The sequence below is a fragment of the Nostoc sp. 'Peltigera membranacea cyanobiont' 232 genome, from assembly GCF_002245985.1.
Classification (GTDB): domain Bacteria; phylum Cyanobacteriota; class Cyanobacteriia; order Cyanobacteriales; family Nostocaceae; genus Nostoc.
This window is the reverse complement of the sequence record NZ_NOLK01000170.1, coordinates 1-16,815: the sequence shown is the minus strand read 5'-3', so window position 1 is coordinate 16,815 and position 16,815 is coordinate 1. Positions and strand designations below refer to the sequence as shown.

Below are 16,815 nucleotides of genomic sequence, written 5' to 3'. Positions count from 1 at the left end.
GGGAGGGTTAGGGTGGGGTAAAACCGGTTTAACAACTTGGCATCCGGCTTTTTTAACACTGGGAAAAACTTTGAATGAATGTGCTGCTAAATATCGGGGTTTTTGTAAAAAGTACAAACCAAAAGCGAAAACAGAAAAACGCTATTTTTGGGGTAATCAATTTTTACCTAAAGTAATTAAAGGCAAAGGCAAAAAAGCATCACCAGGACAGATGCAATTGCCTTGGGACACTTGGGAGGCAAGTAATCCAGAAATTGTTGATGTGGCTGAGAAATTTATTTTTGCTAATTGTTACAATCCGCAAGTTGCAGGGATGATTTTTAGAAATCACAATCAATGATTTGAGATGAAGATAGGAGCAGTGTCTCTATTTATCACTCTTTGATGTCTTTTTTAGAGGAATTTGCTACTTACTGGTAATATCAGCGACTCTAAATTAGCTCTTCTCAATTCCCTTTATGTTGTTTATTTTTTTCTTTGGGTTGTGCATAGCCTAGTGCCAGGTATCGAATCTCCCAAAGCCTTATTATTGCGTGGAAAATCTCCCAGGAATAAATCTTTACAATTCTCTGAAAGCCTTATCTGCTACAATTTACAAGTCTCTGCAAGAAGAGAGGAGTAAACACCCAACCACTCCCACTCTTATCCCTTACAATATAAACGTAATAAAACGGGAGTTCTCCATACGAACTTCTCCCTCTCATACCACCATATGTTTCCTCCTTCAGGTTCATGGGTAATTCCTCATATCTTCTCCACTCCCCATCCTTTCCTTTCCATCCCACACTTTTTGTAAAATCATTGTACCCTTTCTCGTTCCTATTTTTCCATTCTCCCTTCTCCCAATCAAAATCGAGAGAATTTCCACTAGCCAAATATATTTTTTTCTGAACACTATAACCAAAATACCCATTTGAGTTCTTGACCCAAAGTGTATCTAGTTGTTTTAAATCTTTACAATTAAAGTTTTTGATATCAATTAAATCTAAGTAGGATTGTTCTTTCTTTCCTGCCGAATAGAGAATAAACTACCAATTCTTTGAATCTGCTTCCCTCCATCTTTGCTGCTGCATTAAATAGTCTAATTCATTTAATAAATGTTCCTTTAAAGATTCAGCATAAACTGGATTTGAGCTATCCAGTTTTTTTAGTTTACGATAAAGCAAAGCTACAATATCAGCATTGCCATTGTAGAGAATATTTAGGTCTAAGGTAAATAAATCAAGATGAGACTTAAATCTCAGTTTAAGTCTACTGATAGAATCAAATGCTTTCTTATAATCTGCTAAAGCCTTAGATTGATTTGAGCGTTCCTCTAATTTACCTTTAACGTAGTTAATATAAACTAAAGTAGCTAAATTATCGGGAGTTTTATCAATTTTATTTTCTATTATTGATAATTCTTCCAGGCTTTTAGTAAAATTTATTTCAGCCTTTTCTAAATCTAAATCTTTTTTTTGATTTGGCTCGTTTTCAGCATCAGCTAGATATTGATACCCTAAAACCAGCGAACTATTTAATAAAGCCTCTTTTAGCTGAGAATTATTAATTTTCTTCTGCAAAACCAAACCTGCAATATTTAAAAACTGATTGGCTTCGTTTGTTTTTCCCTTTTGTTGCAGTTTAGAAGCCACTGCTGAAAGGTTTCTAATTTTATCAATAGATTGGTTGAGTTCTTTTGTGTTTTTGTGAGCAGTTTGCAACTCGATAAATGCACCTATACCTAACAAACCTGTAATCCCTAAAGTCACAGATAAAACCACCGCTCCAAAACTCATTGTTTTTCTAGCTCTTTCTGCGGCTTCCTTTTCTTTCCTTTCTCCTTCTAATTTTACCTGTAGTGTGTGACTAGCTGCTAAAAATTCTTCATCTTGAAAACTTAAACTTTTACCTTTTGCCCAATTATCTGCTTCTACTAAAGCTTGACCCCGCAATAAACGAGACTCATCCTCTTTTTTTGATAATATCCACTGACGATAATTCTCTGCATAAGGACGCAAACTACATAAAGTTTTTTCAATCCATAAATTATTAAAAATTGTTTGATAAATTAGGTTATAAACTTTTAATTTACTATCTTTTTTAACAACGATTCCCGCTAACTGTAAATCACTTTGTTCAATACTACTATCAATATCAATTCCGCCTGAGTGCCATACTTGTTGATATAAATCTAACAAGTATGCTGCTTTCTGTTCATCTCTTTTTAAAATTCTATCCCGAATCGTTCTAAAATGTTCCGGTTCATCTTGAGACTCCCAATTCTCAATCACTCGGCTTGTGACTAAATTCTCTACAAAAGCATCTTCCTCACCTGGGGTAATTAGAGTTTTAGATTTACGGACAAATTCACAGAGTTTCTGAGTCAAAAATGGCTGTCCTCCAGTCCAGTTTAAAATCGCTTTGAGTACAGTTTCCGGGTTGCTAGTTTGTCCAGAGAATCCGTTGATTAAAGGTAAAGCTTCTGCAAATTCAAATCCGGTTAATTCAATTCCTTTGCCAATATTAAAAGGAGTACGCTTTTTATCTTGAATTAACTCAGATGGGGTAGCTACTCCCAAAAGCACAAAAGTAATGCGTTGATATTCAGGATTATCAACTCTTTGATTAAAGAAAGCTCGAATTAAAGCAAAAAAATCATCAACGGGAAAGTTTAAACTGAGAACACTATCAATTTCATCTATAAAAATAACAATCTGTGTGGAAATTAATTTGAGTAATTTGTCAATAAATTTACCAAAAATCTGCACATCAGAAAATCGGGAATTTTCTTCCCATAACTCATCTATATCAAACTGCTCACCTAAGTTTAAACTTTCAGAACCAGCAATAGTATCAATAATCCCAGAATACCATTGTTCAGACTTTAGCCCTGATGTGCCAATTGCGGTTAAATCAATAGATACACAAGCAATTCCTTCACGCTGTAACCTTTGCATTGTGCGGACACGCAAACTGGATTTACCCATTTGTCGAGAGTTGAGGACAAAACAAAACTCTCCAGCTTTCACAGCCTGATACAAATCTGCATCAGCTTGGCGTGTGACGTAGGTAGGTGCATTAGCAGGAAGACTACCACCAAATTGATATTGATAATCTTGGGGAGGCAAATTTATAGTCATACTTTATATGGCTAATAGTTTAAATTATACCTAGAAATCGTCTTGAAGTACTTCAAAGTCGTGTTGGGGTACTCAAAAGTCGTGTTGAGGTACTCAAAAGTCGTGTTGAGGTACTCAAAAGTCGTGTTGGGGTACTCAAAAGTCGTGTTGGGGTACTCAAAAGTCGTGTTGAGGTACTCAAAAGTCGTGTTGAGGTACTCAAAAGTTGTGTTGAGGTACTCAAAAGTCGTGTTGAGGTACTCAAAAGTCGTGTTGAGGTACTCAAAAGTCGTGTTGAGGTACTTCAAACTTTGTCGCACCGGGATCAAGTACACAGGTGCGTAGGCGTAGCCCGCCGTAGGCATCGCTTTCATAAATCTCCACAAACAAAGCGATGTTTAGGACGGGCTACGCCTACGCTTGACTTTTAAAACAATCGCTACAATTATCCTTAAGTGAAGATTAGCAATCAGTTAGCCTGGAAGGTGGTAAAAGTTCAATAATAAAAAAGATTGAGACAGCCATTTTTGGTTTCTCAATCCCATAACCTTACTCCCATTCTACAAAAATTATGCAAAATCTCACCAGAATTACTCGCAATCCTGAAGTTATGGGCGGCAAACCCTGCATTCGGGGAATGCGTATTACCGTTGGTACTATCGTCGGCTTAATGGCATCTGGACACAGTAATAGCGACATTCTCAAAGCATATCCCTACCTCGAAGAAGCTGACATCTATGAGTCCCTTGCCTACGCTGCATGGCGGGCTGAAGAGATTGAAGTTCCTCTCAGAAGTGCATGAAAATTTTGATTTACCAATTAGGCGCGGATAGTCTTAGGGAAATATCGCCAACTCGGTTTCTGGATCAAAAAAGTGAATTTTCTCTGGAGTTAGAGATAACCAAAGTTGCTCACCAGGTTGGACAAATCGGTCTGGTGGAATTCGCACTTGTAGAGATTTTGCTGTAGTAGCAGGTTGAGAACCAGGTTCGGCAATCTTAACAGCGAGAAAGGAATCATTGCCAAGATTCTCCACTAAATCCACTTGCACTGGTAGATTTTTGGTAGCAGGCATACTCAAGTTTAAGTGTTCTGGGCGAATGCCTAAAATTAAAGTTTTCCCATCATATTTTTGTAGGGCTTTTGCCCAAACTTCTGGAAGGGTGAAACGCAACTGTGAATGAGTAATCAACTGCGGGGCATGAAATTCTACAGGAATAAAATTCATCGGTGGCGAACCAATGAACTCTGCTACAAAAAGGTTGGCAGGACGGTTGTAGAGTTCTAAGGGAGAAGCAACTTGCTGAATTTTACCCTCAGACATAATCGCAATGCGATCGCCCATTGTCATCGCTTCGGTTTGATCGTGGGTAACATAAATTGTCGTTGTTCCCAGTTGGCGCTGCAATTTGACAATTTGGGCGCGGGTTTCCGCCCGCAGTTTGGCATCTAAGTTAGAAAGCGGCTCATCCATTAAGAATACTTGCGGGTCACGCGCGATCGCTCGTCCCAATGCAACCCGTTGTCTTTGTCCCCCAGATAGCTGTTTGGGTAAGCGATTCAGCAATGTTTCAATTTGTAACAGTTGAGCAACACTACGCACCTGCTCATCCACCGCCCGTTCTTTGTCAGAAGTGTAGCGCAATCCTTTAGGTAACTTTCTTGTCGCCCCCACAAAAAGATTTTCCGCCCACGTCCGAAGATATGGAGATGAGGGAGTATTTTCTCCTCTGCTCCCCTGCTCCTCTGCTCCCCTGCTTCCCCTACGGCGTAACCCAAAGGCGATGTTGTCATACACCGTCATGTGAGGATAAAGGGCGTAATTTTGAAACACCATTGCGATGTCGCGTTCCTTGGGTGGTAGGTCATTGATCAAGCGATCGCCTACCCAGATATTACCGCCAGTCATCGTTTCTAAACCAGCGATTAATCTCAGCAGAGTGCTTTTACCACAACCAGAAGGGCCTACCAGCACCATAAATTCGCCATCTGCGATCGTCAGGTTAATCCGTCGCAAGACATTAACACTTCCCGCCCGTTCTGGCGCTACATCAGTTTTATCCTCAGACATGAGGGAAGATTGGGTTTGTGAACTTACACCTTCCCCTTTCCGCGCGGAAAAACTTTTATAAACGTTTTCTAAAATAACTTGGGACACAATTAATTATTTGGGAATTGGGAATTGGGAATTGGATTGAAAAAGGGACAAGTGACAAATGATAGTTTAGCGCTCATCATAATACAGGTTCTATCTAAATACGAAAAGTTAAAAAAACAGCTTGCAGTATAAAAAGCAAACTACCCTAAATTTTAGGACTGCCAACAAATAATTACGAATTACGTTAGCGTAGCGGGGCGTAGCCCATTACGAATTACGAATTATCAAGAGGTGTTGTGATGACTACCGATATACCTAAAAATCTTTCCCAAGACCCAAGTATTAACCCTGTCCATGAGATTGTAGACGTACAAACTACAGATTGTTGCATTGTGGGTGGGGGGCCAGCCGGAGCAGTATTGGCGCTGTTGTTAGCGCGTCAAGGCATTTCGGTGATGCTGCTGGAAGCACACAAAGACTTCGATCGCGATTTTCGCGGCGATACGATTCATCCGTCGGTGATGGAAATTATGGAGGAATTGGGACTTAGTAAAGCTTTGCTAGAACTCCCCCATACTAAAATGCGCCAAATTACTATTCAAACTCCTCAAGATGCTGTCACATTTGCAGATTTTAGCCATCTGAAAACTCGCTACCCCTACATTACGATGCTTCCCCAGGTGAAATTCTTGGAGTTTATCACCCAAGAAGCCCAAAAATATCCTAATTTCCATCTGGTAATGGGTGCAAATGTTCAAGAATTAATTGCCGAAAATGGCGTAATTCAAGGTGTCCGCTATCGGGGAGGCGGTGGCTGGCATGAAATTCGGGCAATGCTGACAGTGGGTGCAGACGGTCGCCACTCACGTTTACGCCACCTGGGTGAGTTTGAATCCATCGAAACCTCGCCGCCAATGGATGTCCTTTGGTTTCGCCTACCGCGTCAACCAGAAGACCCAGAGGGGGGAATGGGGCGCTTTGGTCAAGGTAAAATCATCGCCATGCTTGACCGTGGCGATGAGTGGCAAGTTGCCGATGTCATCCCCAAGGGAGGCTATCAACAACTGCGGGCTGCGGGTTTGGAGGAATTAAAAAAATCGGTTGTGGAAGTAGTACCAGAATTCCAGCAACGCATCGAAAATTTACATGATTGGTCACAAGTAGCTTTTCTCTCGGTCGAATCCAGCCGCGTCAAACGCTGGTATCATCCAGGACTGTTACTCATCGGTGATGCGGCTCATATAATGTCCCCTGTGGGTGGTGTTGGCATTAACTACGCGATTCAAGATGCTGTAGTTGCGGCGAATGTACTCAGCAAACCGCTTAAGAACCGAAAAGTACAACTTAGCGACCTAGCAAAAGTACAACGTCAGCGCGAGTTGCCCACACGCATCATTCAAGCGTTTCAAACTTTTATCCAAAAACGGGTATTTGCCCCGGTTCTGACCTCAAATAGCACCTTTGTACCACCTGCATTTTTGCGCTTCCCCATCTTGCGCGATCTACCAGCTAGGTTGATCGCCTTCGGTGTTTTTCCCTCTCACGTCAAGACTTAATTTTTGCCAATAATTTTTGATATTTCTAGAATTGATGGTACAATTATACTACTCATGCAGAATTGAATGCTCAATTTAGTCAGGCGAAAGTGGCGGACGGCATACTTAATGCTGTTCAAAGCGATCGCTTGGCTTTTATGCTAGAAATAACTAAAAACTCAGACATTATTAAAAAATGCCAACAATTAAACATATCTAGATATTAATTGGCACTACATAGAAAAATCCCTCTTTTTCAATCAGTACTTTTTGCAGTCAGGAGTAATTTTAATGAACAGCTGCGTTTTGATGGCGGAAATTATTAACGAGCCGCAACTCCGCTACACAGCCGATAAATTGGGAGTTACGGAAATGCTGGTGCAGTTTCCCAATTCCCTGAAACCAGAAGATCCGCCAGCTACCCTAAAAGTTGTCGGCTGGGGGAATTTAGCGACAGAAATTCAGCAAAATTACCACCAAGGCGATCGCGTCATCCTGGTAGGACGTTTAGGCATGAATACTGTTGAACGTCAAGAAGGTTTTAAAGAAAAACGCGCCGAATTGACAGTACAACAAATTCAACCTGTTGGAGGTAGTTTTAATACCGATCCATTGCCTTCAGCAACCGTAACTCCATCATTCACTGAAACCACTCCCCGACAAACACCTTCAGCATCTCGTCCTCCACAGAAAGAGGTTAACAGTTACGATTCACCACGTCCAGCGCCTACTCCGGCTGCAAATCCTGTTGGCGTTACTCCGCAAGCTACAAGTTACGAACCCGTACCCCAACCGACAAATTATGAGCGAACCACTTATCCAGCAGTCAAAGAGGAAGAACCAGATCCAGATGATATTCCCTTCTAAAGTTGGTAGTTGAGCGTGTATTCAGTTTGCTAAGGGACTTCCAAAAAATAAAATATACAGAGGGTGTGTTAGGCGAAAGCCGTAACGCACCGAGATATCTGGCGGTGCGTTACGCTGTCGCTAACGCACCCTACAAAATTGGATATTTTTTTAATTGGAAGTCCCTAACCAAACATTACGATTAGACAATTTCTACCAATAGCCATCCTTTAGGATGTGCTATTTTTTTGTCTGTATTAACCCATTGCTGAATTCTGACGACTGACGCATATATTCTGTTTCGATAAATTTCCTTTATTTCCTGATTTTAAACAGCTTATTCAATAGAAAGGCTTCGTCATACTTTTGTCATAAGTTTGTCATAATTGCGTTAAATTAATATTTAGTGCTTACGGGAATTAAAGTACTAAACATTGAGAACAAAATATAAAGAATACATCAAGTTCAGTACTTGTATATACATTTTTTAGTCAAAAATATAAAGATTATGCGAAGATGTCTATGGAAGTATAGACATTTAAGTAAATTTTCTGTATTCCATTCTTATCAGATTATCTAAATATTTCTTGTTTCCAAGTCTCGAATTACAGATTATTTTTCGTTACTAAACACTCTGAGAGGATGTTTTAAAAGTCTCTAAGGGTGTAATTTTGCCCAATTTTTGATCGCGATAAATAATTCGTTACACAGCACAAGTCATATCTAAAACTTTCTAGTTTTAACTCTGTGAACTCCTGAGTAGAGAAAGTCTCAACTTAGATAATTCTGATTGAAAGAAAACTGAATAGAACGAACAATATTTTCAGGGATTAAAACTCGATCGCACTCTATTGAGGAAAATAATATTATGTCCAGATTAATTGTTTCTTCTCCTTCATTCATCGGCACCTCTGGTTCGGATCTAGTGAGAGGTCAAGAAGATAACACATCCCCAGCAATTGGAATTGAGGTTCTAAAAAAAGGAGTCATTGATACTAGAGAAGGTAACGACACTATCAAGGGTAATGCTACCGGTGCCAATATAGATTTCCCCGATAACGACGGTATAACCACAGGCGTTGCTAACAGTGGCATCATTAATGTAAGTAAAGGAGACGATACCATTATCGGTACTGGCACTGGCGGTTTTGAGTATCGAGGTATTGCATCTGGTATAGGTATCTCTAACACTCAGGGCGGCTACATCTATGGAGGAGATGGAAAGGATTCGATCTTCGGAACTGGAAACGGAAACACAGAATTAGGTACTTCTATAGGCATCAATAATACTCAGCATAGCCACATTGATGGAGGAAAAGGGGACGACTCGATCTCTGGAACCGGAAATGGAGGTAATGCTACAGGTATCGATAACAGTGAAGGTAGCGTGATTAGCGGAGGTCTTGGAAACGATTCTATTACTGGTATCGGTAGTGGCAGTGGTGCGTATATAGATCCCGCTCATTCAGACTATGCGAGTAGTGGTACAGGCATCAACAACAGCAAGGGTAGCGTGATTAGTACAGGACAGGGAAACGACTTCCTCTCTGGCACTGGTACTGGCGGTGCAGGGACTGGCAGTACGCCTTTTGGGGAGATTGGAGCAGGTAGTGGTAGAGGCATTGTTAACAGTGGCATCATCTGTTTAGGCGATGGCAACGATACCATCATCGGTACTGGTATTAATCAAGGCATAGGTTTTCTTAATACTAATGGTATTATATGTGGAGGGGCTGGAGATGATACCCTTACTGGCTATGGTACCAGCATTGGTATCCAAGGCGGCACTATTGATGGCGGAAGCGGTAACGATTACTTTAAAGCCCGTCGAATTGATGCTAACGGTAATCCCGTTTCAAACCAAGGCGGCGATATTGCCAATGTCTTAATTAAAGGTGGATGTGGAAACGACACATTTGATGTTGGTTACGGTAATGCCACCATTAATGGCGGTTCGGGATGGGACAAGCTAATTCTGCCTGACTTCAAAACTAATTACACCATCATCGGTAGCTCCGACAATTACACCATTAAACGCGATGGGTTTGTCCTCAACGTCTTGAATGTTGAGCAGATCGCATTTGGAGGTGTTGTGCCTCATGCTTAGAACGACTTACCCACAAAGTCAACAGTCTAGCGATCTGGTACGGATGCTCTTAGCGGCTATTGCTTGAAATCGTACTTCCACAAAAATACTCTACTGATTTAATTCCCTCAGTCGAGTATTTTTACTGCTCAAACGTTTTGTGAGTGGAACGGTATAACCTGCGATCGCCTAGGGCGGGGCGTAGCCCATAGCGAAGTTTCATCAAAGCTTTTCCTGCTTCAAAAAACGCCAGTTCTACTTTTCGCTCAAGGTACAGGCGATCGCGTTCCTCCGTCTCGGACAACTCCTGCACCTCATGCCAAGGAGTGTAAAAACCAAATTTAACGACATAATGGATTAAAACTATTGTTAAAATCCAAATAATTTTAAGTTAAGATTATTACCCAACTCCTATGAGAGAAACTGTCCTAGAGGTTCGCAATTTACAAGTTGAATTTCCCGGTGATGGCAATATTGTCAGAGCTTTGGATGGTATTTCCTTTGGGCTGCATCGAGGTGAAACTCTAGGAATAGTAGGAGAATCGGGGAGTGGTAAATCAGTGACAGCCTTAGCTGTGATGGGTTTGTTGCAAAGTCCCGGTATAGTGACTGGCGGTGAAATCTGCTTTCGTCCACAGGAGAATGGCAACCCCATCGATTTGGTAAAATTGCCTCCTGAGCAAATGCAGCTACACCGGGGTGGCGACATCGCCATGATTTTTCAAGAACCGATGAGTTCGCTTAATCCTGTTTATAACATTGGGTTTCAGCTAACAGAAGCGATTATGCGGCATCAAAATGTGTCAGCAGCCCAATCACGACAAATTGCGATCGCAGGTCTGCAAGAAGTAAAACTCCTACCTAGCGATGAGGAGATCCAACAGCAGTATACCGAAACTTCATCGAAACTAGAACCAGCAAAGTTGGCACAGTTGGTTAAACAACACAAAGAAGCCATGCTGGAACGCTACCCTCATGAACTTTCTGGGGGTCAGCTGCAACGGGTGATGATTGCAATGGCAATTTCTTGCAACCCATTAATCTTAATTGCCGATGAACCAACCACAGCTTTAGATGTGACGGTGCAAGCGACTATTTTGGACTTGTTGCGAGAATTGCAGCAAAGCCGTGATATGGCAATGATTTTCATCACCCACGACTTGGGGCTAATTTCGGAAATTGCTGACCAAGTAGCGGTGATGTATAAAGGCAAAGTTGTTGAATCTGGCACTTCTCGGCAAATTTTCAGCACACCCCAGCATCCATATACTAAAGGTTTGATAGCTTGTCGCCCCACACTTGACCGCCGTCCCCAAAAATTACTCACCGTTTCTGACTACATGAGTGCAGAGGAGACAGCAACGGGACAAGTAATAATTCAGGCGAAGGAACCTGCACAACCCATAGAAGTCACCACCGAAGAGATTGCTACAAGATTGGCAAACTTGGATGAAAAGGAACCTCTGCTGCAAATTCGTAATTTGAAAGTTGGTTTTCCAGTGCGTGGGGTGTTTGGTGGGACAAAACGCTACAATATGGCCGTTAATGGCGTTTCTTTTAATGTCAAACCAGGGGAAACACTAGGTTTGGTGGGAGAATCTGGTTGCGGTAAAACCACCCTTGGCAGAACCTTGCTGCGATTAATTGAGCCGATGAGTGGTCAGATTATCTTTGAGAAACAAGATATTACTAGCCTCAAAGGAGAACCGTTGCAAAAACTGCGGCGAGAAATGCAAATAGTCTTCCAAAATCCTTTCAGTTCCCTCGATCCCCGAATGAAGGTTGGGGATGCGGTGATGGAACCGTTGTTAATTCACGCTGTTGGTAAGACAAAGCAACAACGACGACAGCGAGTAATCGAACTTTTAGAACGGGTGGGGTTGAGTGCAGATGCCATTAACCGCTATCCGCATCAGTTTTCTGGCGGTCAACGCCAACGGATTTGCATAGCCCGTTCTTTGGCGTTAAATCCTAAGTTTATCATCTGCGATGAATCAGTTTCAGCGCTGGACGTTTCAGTACAGGCGCAGGTATTAAATCTCCTCAAAGAATTACAGTCAGACTTTCAGCTTACTTATATTTTTATTTCTCACGATTTAAGTGTAGTGAAATTTATGAGCGATCGCATTTTAGTCATGAATCGCGGTCAAATTGTTGAAGAAGGGACAGCCGAAAGCATCTACCTGGAACCCAAAGAGGAATACACGCAAAAATTAATTGCTGCAATTCCTACTGGTAGTGCTGAACGGGTACGAAGTCGTCATCTACGAGCTTTGTAGTTAAAATTGTAGGGGCAATTCATGAATTGCCCCTACATGAACACGGGCTTCTCATTTTCTTTTCAACAGATATTTGTGCAAACAAACTTAATTACATCTGCAAGTCCTGACTGAGTTTTCAAATTAGTAAAAATAAAAGGTTTATCGCCGCGCATTTTTTTTGCATCTCGTTCCATCACGCTTAAATCTGCACCAACATAAGGTGCTAAATCTGTTTTGTTAATCACCAACAAATCAGACTTGGTAATACCGGGCCCACCTTTGCGGGGAATTTTATCACCAGCAGCAACATCGATGACGTAAATTGTTAAATCCACCAATTCTGGACTAAAGGTAGCAGCCAAATTATCGCCACCACTTTCCAAAAACACTAAATCCAAATCGAGAAAACGTTCCTCTAACTGTTCAATTGCCGCCAAATTCATCGAAGCATCTTCGCGGATAGCAGTGTGAGGACAACCACCAGTTTCTACACCCAAAATGCGATCGCTTGCCAATGCCTGAGAACGCACTAAAAACTGAGCATCCTCCTGAGTATAAATATCATTAGTCACCACCGCAATCTGATACTGCTCGCGCAACCCCTTACACAAAGCATCCACCAAAGCCGTCTTCCCCGAACCCACCGGGCCAGCAACCCCCACTCGAAATGCATTCATTTTTATTTGTCCTTTGTAATAATTACGAATTACGTTAGCGTAGCGGTAGCGAGTCCGCGAGCGTCATTACGAATTACGAATTACGAATTACGAATTACGAATTACGAATTATTTTGACTAACTCCTAAACAACCTTGTATACTGTGTTTCATGCTGCATACTCGCTAATGACAAACCCCAGCTACAACAGGCGAGTTCATCATCTTCCAACGCGAGAATTTCTAATGCCGCAGCGCTAAATAATGGTTGTAAATCTAGCAATAACTGCTGTCCTGCGGTTTGTCCGAGGGGTATAAGTTTCACGCCAGCAGTAATCAAATTACTTGCCCAACTATGCAGATATCCGAGTAATGCGGCTTTGATGCTGATTTGCCAATGGGCAACGGCAATACCAAAAGCGATCGCATAATTGCAAGGATTACCGATAGCATTGGCAATAGGTATAATCTGCGGTTCTAGTTTACCAAGTAATTGGATGAGCGATCGCCCCATCTGCCAACTAGAGGCGCGTAATTCTTCTGTTTCCCTAGCTGCGGATAACCAAAGATTCCAACGGCATAGCGACTTTAGATCGTTCATTTTTGCAGATTGCTGCGATCGTACCATCACCGCCGCTTCTAAGCGAATTGCCCCGTAGAGCAACTCTGCTTTTAACCAATTTTTGAGATGTATAGCATTGGTGATAATACCATTTTCTACCAGCATTTCCAAACCTTCAGAATAGCTATATGCTCCCACAGGCAAAGTAGGGCTAGCCAGCTGTAAAATACTCAAAAGATGGCTATCAGTGAGCATGATGGTGTTGTCCATAAGCTCCTAATTCTGGCTGAAACGGTAAAATTTCCTCTTTAACTTCTAACCCCAGTTGTTCCAACATCGGGCGTAAAACCGAATCTGAGGACAAGCGTAAATAAGTTGGAGTAATTTCTACAGGTACATGGCGATTTCCCAAATGGTATGCTGCACGTAGTAATAGAAGTGGTGTTTGGGCAAAGGCAGTCAGCACTAGTTCTGGTTTGGCAGTAATTCTGATTAAACTGCTATGGGTTTCTTCTAGTAGAATATCGCCATCGTGTAAAACAGTTCCTCTGGGTAAATGTAAAAACACAACTTTACCATCTTCCGTTTCAAAGCGATGACGGCTGCGGGTACGTTCTTCTGCTGTTAGCGCCAGAGTAAATGTGACTGCGACATCTTGATTAGGTGGTTTAAGTTGGGTAAATGTCAGCATACAGAGTTTCGCCTGAACTTCCGCTTTTCATTATGGTTCTAATTTAAACCCCATAGCTGTCTTGCCTGAAGAAAAGATAAAATTAAATAAATAAAAGCAACAAGCCAAACGGGGACAATCATGAACCAAGTCATTGAGGGAGTACGCTGGACAGTTCACGATTTAGAGGTTTTACCCGAAAATGAGTGGACGCGCTATGAGTATCTTATAGATGTAAGCCGTCTTGGTATCAGAATCTAAATCTACCCAATACGTTAGTATCTCTTGCAATATATAGAAGACATCATAAGCCCTTTGAGCGTCACTCAGAGCTTATTTATAGTTTGGTAGTAACCTCCGTCCCAATTGGAGGCGCAACTTCTGCCAGACTGACTGCTTTTAGTGGTAGTTTAGATGAAACAATTAAAATCTGGGATTTACAAACTGGTAAATACGATCAAACTTGGAGAGATCCTCGTCCGGATGAAGGGATGAAACTGGAAAACATTCAAGGGTTAACAGAAGCTCAATTAGCAACTTTGCAAGCTTTAGGTGCTAGCTAATAGGTAATGTAAACCAGAAAGTTGCCCCTGCATCTAATGCACTATTCACGCCAATTTCGCCACCGTGAGCATTGATGATTTGCTTACATAAATATAAGCCCAATCCCAAACTTACAGAATTACGGATATTTGCACCCCGAAAGTAAAGGTCAAAAAGCCGATCGCTTTGTTCTTGACTAATGCCCACCCCATTATCACTAACAGTACAATAAATCATCTCATATTCACAAGTAGCATTAATTGTCAAGAGCAAACCAGGGGCATTATGTTTGAGAGCATTGACAATTAAGTTAGAAAAAACTCGCCATAGTTGCGTGGGATCTGCATACACTAATGGCAAATCTGCGGACACCAGGTTTGTCAGCTGGGCTTGATTTTGCTCTAGCAATGGCTCTAAATCTGCGATCGCAGCTTCCACAACTGTCAGTAATTGTACAGGCTGACGTTGTAAAACCACACCTTGAATTTCACCCAGATGAGCTTCCATCAACGAATTAATTAAATTCAGTTGGCGATCGCTACTTTGAATCATCCGCTCTAAAATTGAGCGAGAAATTGAAATATTTTCCTCTGGACGTGCAAGCAAGTTTCTCAGAACCATTAAAGTACCTAGTACCGGGTTGCGTAAGTCGTGAGAAACTGCATGGAAAAATACTCGTAGTTCTGCTTCAGTTTGTTTCCGCTGGGTAATATCTTCAATTAAACCTTCGTAGTAAAGCAGTTTCAGATGTTCGTCGCGTACTGCATAGGCTTTTTCCGAAATCCAGATAATACTTCCGTCTTGGCGATAAATTTGGGATTCAAACTCGGAAACGCTGCCATACTTTTCCATCAGGCGTACAAATTCGGCGCGGCGGTTCGGATCGACGTACAATTGCTCAATATCAGTGGAATTTGCTGTCACTTCCTCTGCCAAGGAGTAGCCATAAATGCGTGCCAAAGCCGGATTTGCTGTAATATAACGTCCATTGGGACTACTTTGAAAAATACCTTCAACAGCGTTTTCAAAAATGGTGCGATATTTCCTTTCTGCAAGCTTGAGTTTTTGATATGCAGATTCCAGTTCTTGACGGGCGTAAAATTCAGAACGTTGCAGGCGATCGTATAGATAAACACCAATGTCACATATAGCACAAAACCAAAAAATGTATAAAAGGAATGTCACACTATATATTTCTGGGTGTTCAGGGACTGGTGTCTTTAATCCAAGTACAGTGTTTACACCGAAATAGTAAACTAGCACACCCACTTGAGACAGCAAGTGAACAATCCAGCAGACTGGCATTAATACAGCTTGGCTCAAGAATAGGAGCGACCAACCAACAGGATCGGGTAGTGCGAAACCTCTGAGGGTGGCAAATAACTGCGATGCTAGACTAATCGCCCAAGAAGACCCCAAAAATAATAAATCTGGACGATTCCGACCTAATTTAGTTTTATGTAAAGCAAAGCATATTAGTATACTTAGGAGCATTGCAATATTGATTACAAGGCGTTGAGTTCTAAGTACTTCTGGCAGACTTTCCAACTCTTTTAAAGGGAAAAAAAAGCCGTAAATGTCTCGCACAGTAAAAGACAATAAACAAATCAGTGCTAGCCATAACCATAAACGCAATCTCTGCCACAGAAAACGGTTACGCCAAGCTCTGTAAAGAGTAGTGGTTTCATCTCTCGTTGGTGCAGAAAAGGTTTGTTTCAACCACCTTTGTACTGTTGTAAATTGAGTCGCCATTAGCATCCGAGCAACTTTGCCCATACCTTGAGGGTGTTTCCCTTACTCAACATTGCTATAAATAACACCCTCTCATTTTTTGGTGATTTATGGGCGATTTGTTGTGGATGAAGTTGCTAAAGGTAATGTAAACCAGAAAGTTAACCCGCGCTTGCGGTTACTAATAACACCGATTTCGCCGCCATGTGACTGAATAAATTTGCGACAAAGATACATTTTTAAGCCAATGCTTGTAGAACAACAGTCTTGAGGATCGCGGACATGGAGATCGAAAAGGCGATCGCACTCTAGTTTACTCATTACCACACCGTCATCTTGAATCTGAGTGCGAAGCATTCCGCCCTCAATGGTGGCACTCAGAATAAAATTTAATCCTGGTGGATTATTTTGCAAGCTATGTGTTAATAAATGTGCCAAAAATTTATCTAACCGACTTGCATCTACCATCACTAACGGTAAATCGGCGGGAAGCAAGTTTTTTAGAGTCGCTTGATTTTGTGTCAGCATGGGTTGCAACTGGGCGAAAATTGTTCCCAGTAGGATGCTAAAGTCCACAGGTTCGGGTTTGAGATCCATACCCGGCTTTTCACCAGAATTAATTTCTAGCAATGAGTTAATCATTGCCAGTTGGCGATCGTTGCCTTGAATCATCCGCTCGATTATTGAGCGAGATACTGGGATTGGGGATTGGGGATTGAGGATTGGG

At 41.7% G+C, this 16,815-nt stretch carries 17 protein-coding genes; 7 read left to right on the top strand and 10 right to left on the bottom strand.

What is annotated here, in order from left to right; translation table 11 throughout:
* Positions 1-340: hypothetical protein (locus tag CDG79_RS33595; RefSeq protein WP_223278498.1), on the top strand; the 340-nt coding region annotated here is incomplete at its 5' end.
* Positions 341-578: 238 nt separating this feature from the next.
* On the opposite strand, the gene CDG79_RS44345 is transcribed toward CDG79_RS33595, so the two are convergent.
* Genes CDG79_RS44345 through CDG79_RS33585 form a run of 3 tightly spaced genes read right to left on the bottom strand, consistent with a single transcriptional unit; the run spans position 579 to position 3,475 of the window.
* Positions 579-974, bottom strand: coding sequence for a GUN4 domain-containing protein (locus tag CDG79_RS44345; protein ID WP_442946266.1), 396 nt, complete (start codon positions 972-974; stop codon positions 579-581).
* 54 nt (positions 975-1,028) lie between these two features.
* Entirely contained in the window at positions 1,029-3,122 is a 2,094-nt protein-coding gene (locus tag CDG79_RS33590; RefSeq protein WP_223278497.1) for an AAA-like domain-containing protein, read from the bottom strand.
* An 11-nt stretch (positions 3,123-3,133) separates the two neighbouring features.
* On the bottom strand, positions 3,134-3,475 hold the full coding sequence (locus CDG79_RS33585; RefSeq protein WP_094345979.1) for a hypothetical protein: 342 nt from the start codon (positions 3,473-3,475) through the stop codon (positions 3,134-3,136).
* Positions 3,476-3,672: 197 nt separating this feature from the next.
* Between CDG79_RS33585 and CDG79_RS33580 the strand changes: the two genes are divergently transcribed.
* Positions 3,673-3,903 (top strand): DUF433 domain-containing protein, encoded by a 231-nt coding sequence (locus CDG79_RS33580; RefSeq protein WP_094345978.1) that lies wholly within the window; start codon positions 3,673-3,675, stop codon positions 3,901-3,903.
* Positions 3,904-3,936: 33 nt separating this feature from the next.
* Here CDG79_RS33580 and CDG79_RS33575 read toward each other — a convergent pair whose 3' ends face one another.
* Positions 3,937-5,259 (bottom strand): ABC transporter ATP-binding protein, encoded by a 1,323-nt coding sequence (locus CDG79_RS33575; RefSeq protein WP_094345977.1) that lies wholly within the window; start codon positions 5,257-5,259, stop codon positions 3,937-3,939.
* Positions 5,260-5,498: 239 nt separating this feature from the next.
* Here CDG79_RS33575 and CDG79_RS33570 point away from each other — a divergent pair, with 239 nt between their 5' ends.
* From CDG79_RS33570 to CDG79_RS33560, 3 genes are all read left to right on the top strand, one after another.
* A complete protein-coding gene (locus CDG79_RS33570; RefSeq protein ID WP_094345976.1) occupies positions 5,499-6,755 on the top strand; it encodes an FAD-dependent oxidoreductase in 1,257 nt (418 codons plus the stop codon).
* Between the two features lie 270 nt (positions 6,756-7,025).
* Positions 7,026-7,601 carry a single-stranded DNA-binding protein gene (locus CDG79_RS33565; protein WP_094345975.1) on the top strand — a complete coding sequence of 192 codons (576 nt, stop codon included), beginning with the start codon at positions 7,026-7,028 and terminating at the stop codon, positions 7,599-7,601.
* A gap of 847 nt (positions 7,602-8,448) precedes the next feature.
* Complete coding sequence (locus CDG79_RS33560; RefSeq protein WP_094345974.1) at positions 8,449-9,687, top strand: calcium-binding protein; 1,239 nt, start codon at positions 8,449-8,451, stop codon at positions 9,685-9,687.
* Between the two features lie 121 nt (positions 9,688-9,808).
* Here CDG79_RS33560 and CDG79_RS43000 read toward each other — a convergent pair whose 3' ends face one another.
* Positions 9,809-9,970, bottom strand: coding sequence for a hypothetical protein (locus tag CDG79_RS43000; protein ID WP_189525222.1), 162 nt, complete (start codon positions 9,968-9,970; stop codon positions 9,809-9,811).
* A 109-nt stretch (positions 9,971-10,079) separates the two neighbouring features.
* On the opposite strand from CDG79_RS43000, the gene CDG79_RS33555 reads away from it, so the two are divergent.
* Positions 10,080-11,945 carry an ABC transporter ATP-binding protein gene (locus CDG79_RS33555; RefSeq protein ID WP_094345973.1) on the top strand — a complete coding sequence of 622 codons (1,866 nt, stop codon included), beginning with the start codon at positions 10,080-10,082 and terminating at the stop codon, positions 11,943-11,945.
* 62 nt (positions 11,946-12,007) lie between these two features.
* Here the strand turns inward: CDG79_RS33555 and ureG are convergent, their stop codons facing one another.
* From ureG to ureE, 3 genes are all read right to left on the bottom strand, one after another.
* A complete protein-coding gene (ureG, locus tag CDG79_RS33550; protein ID WP_094345972.1) occupies positions 12,008-12,604 on the bottom strand; it encodes an urease accessory protein UreG in 597 nt (198 codons plus the stop codon).
* A 117-nt stretch (positions 12,605-12,721) separates the two neighbouring features.
* The gene (locus tag CDG79_RS33545; protein WP_094345971.1) at positions 12,722-13,414 is read right to left on the bottom strand and encodes an urease accessory protein UreF; all 693 of its coding nucleotides are present in this window, start codon (positions 13,412-13,414) and stop codon (positions 12,722-12,724) included.
* Positions 13,389-13,835 (bottom strand): urease accessory protein UreE, encoded by a 447-nt coding sequence (gene ureE / locus CDG79_RS33540; protein ID WP_094345970.1) that lies wholly within the window; start codon positions 13,833-13,835, stop codon positions 13,389-13,391. The genes CDG79_RS33545 and ureE overlap by 26 nt, the downstream gene beginning before the upstream one ends.
* A gap of 323 nt (positions 13,836-14,158) precedes the next feature.
* On the opposite strand from ureE, the gene CDG79_RS33535 reads away from it, so the two are divergent.
* Positions 14,159-14,377: a hypothetical protein gene (locus tag CDG79_RS33535; protein ID WP_189525221.1), complete on the top strand. Its 219-nt coding sequence runs from the start codon at positions 14,159-14,161 to the stop codon at positions 14,375-14,377.
* On the opposite strand, the gene CDG79_RS33530 is transcribed toward CDG79_RS33535, so the two are convergent.
* Positions 14,370-16,109, bottom strand: a complete 1,740-nt coding sequence (locus tag CDG79_RS33530; RefSeq protein ID WP_094345980.1) for a sensor histidine kinase — start codon at positions 16,107-16,109, stop codon at positions 14,370-14,372. The genes CDG79_RS33535 and CDG79_RS33530 overlap by 8 nt on opposite strands.
* A gap of 87 nt (positions 16,110-16,196) precedes the next feature.
* Positions 16,197-16,815, bottom strand: a 619-nt coding sequence (locus CDG79_RS33525; RefSeq protein ID WP_143855652.1) for a sensor histidine kinase, incomplete at its 5' end; no start/stop codon positions are given.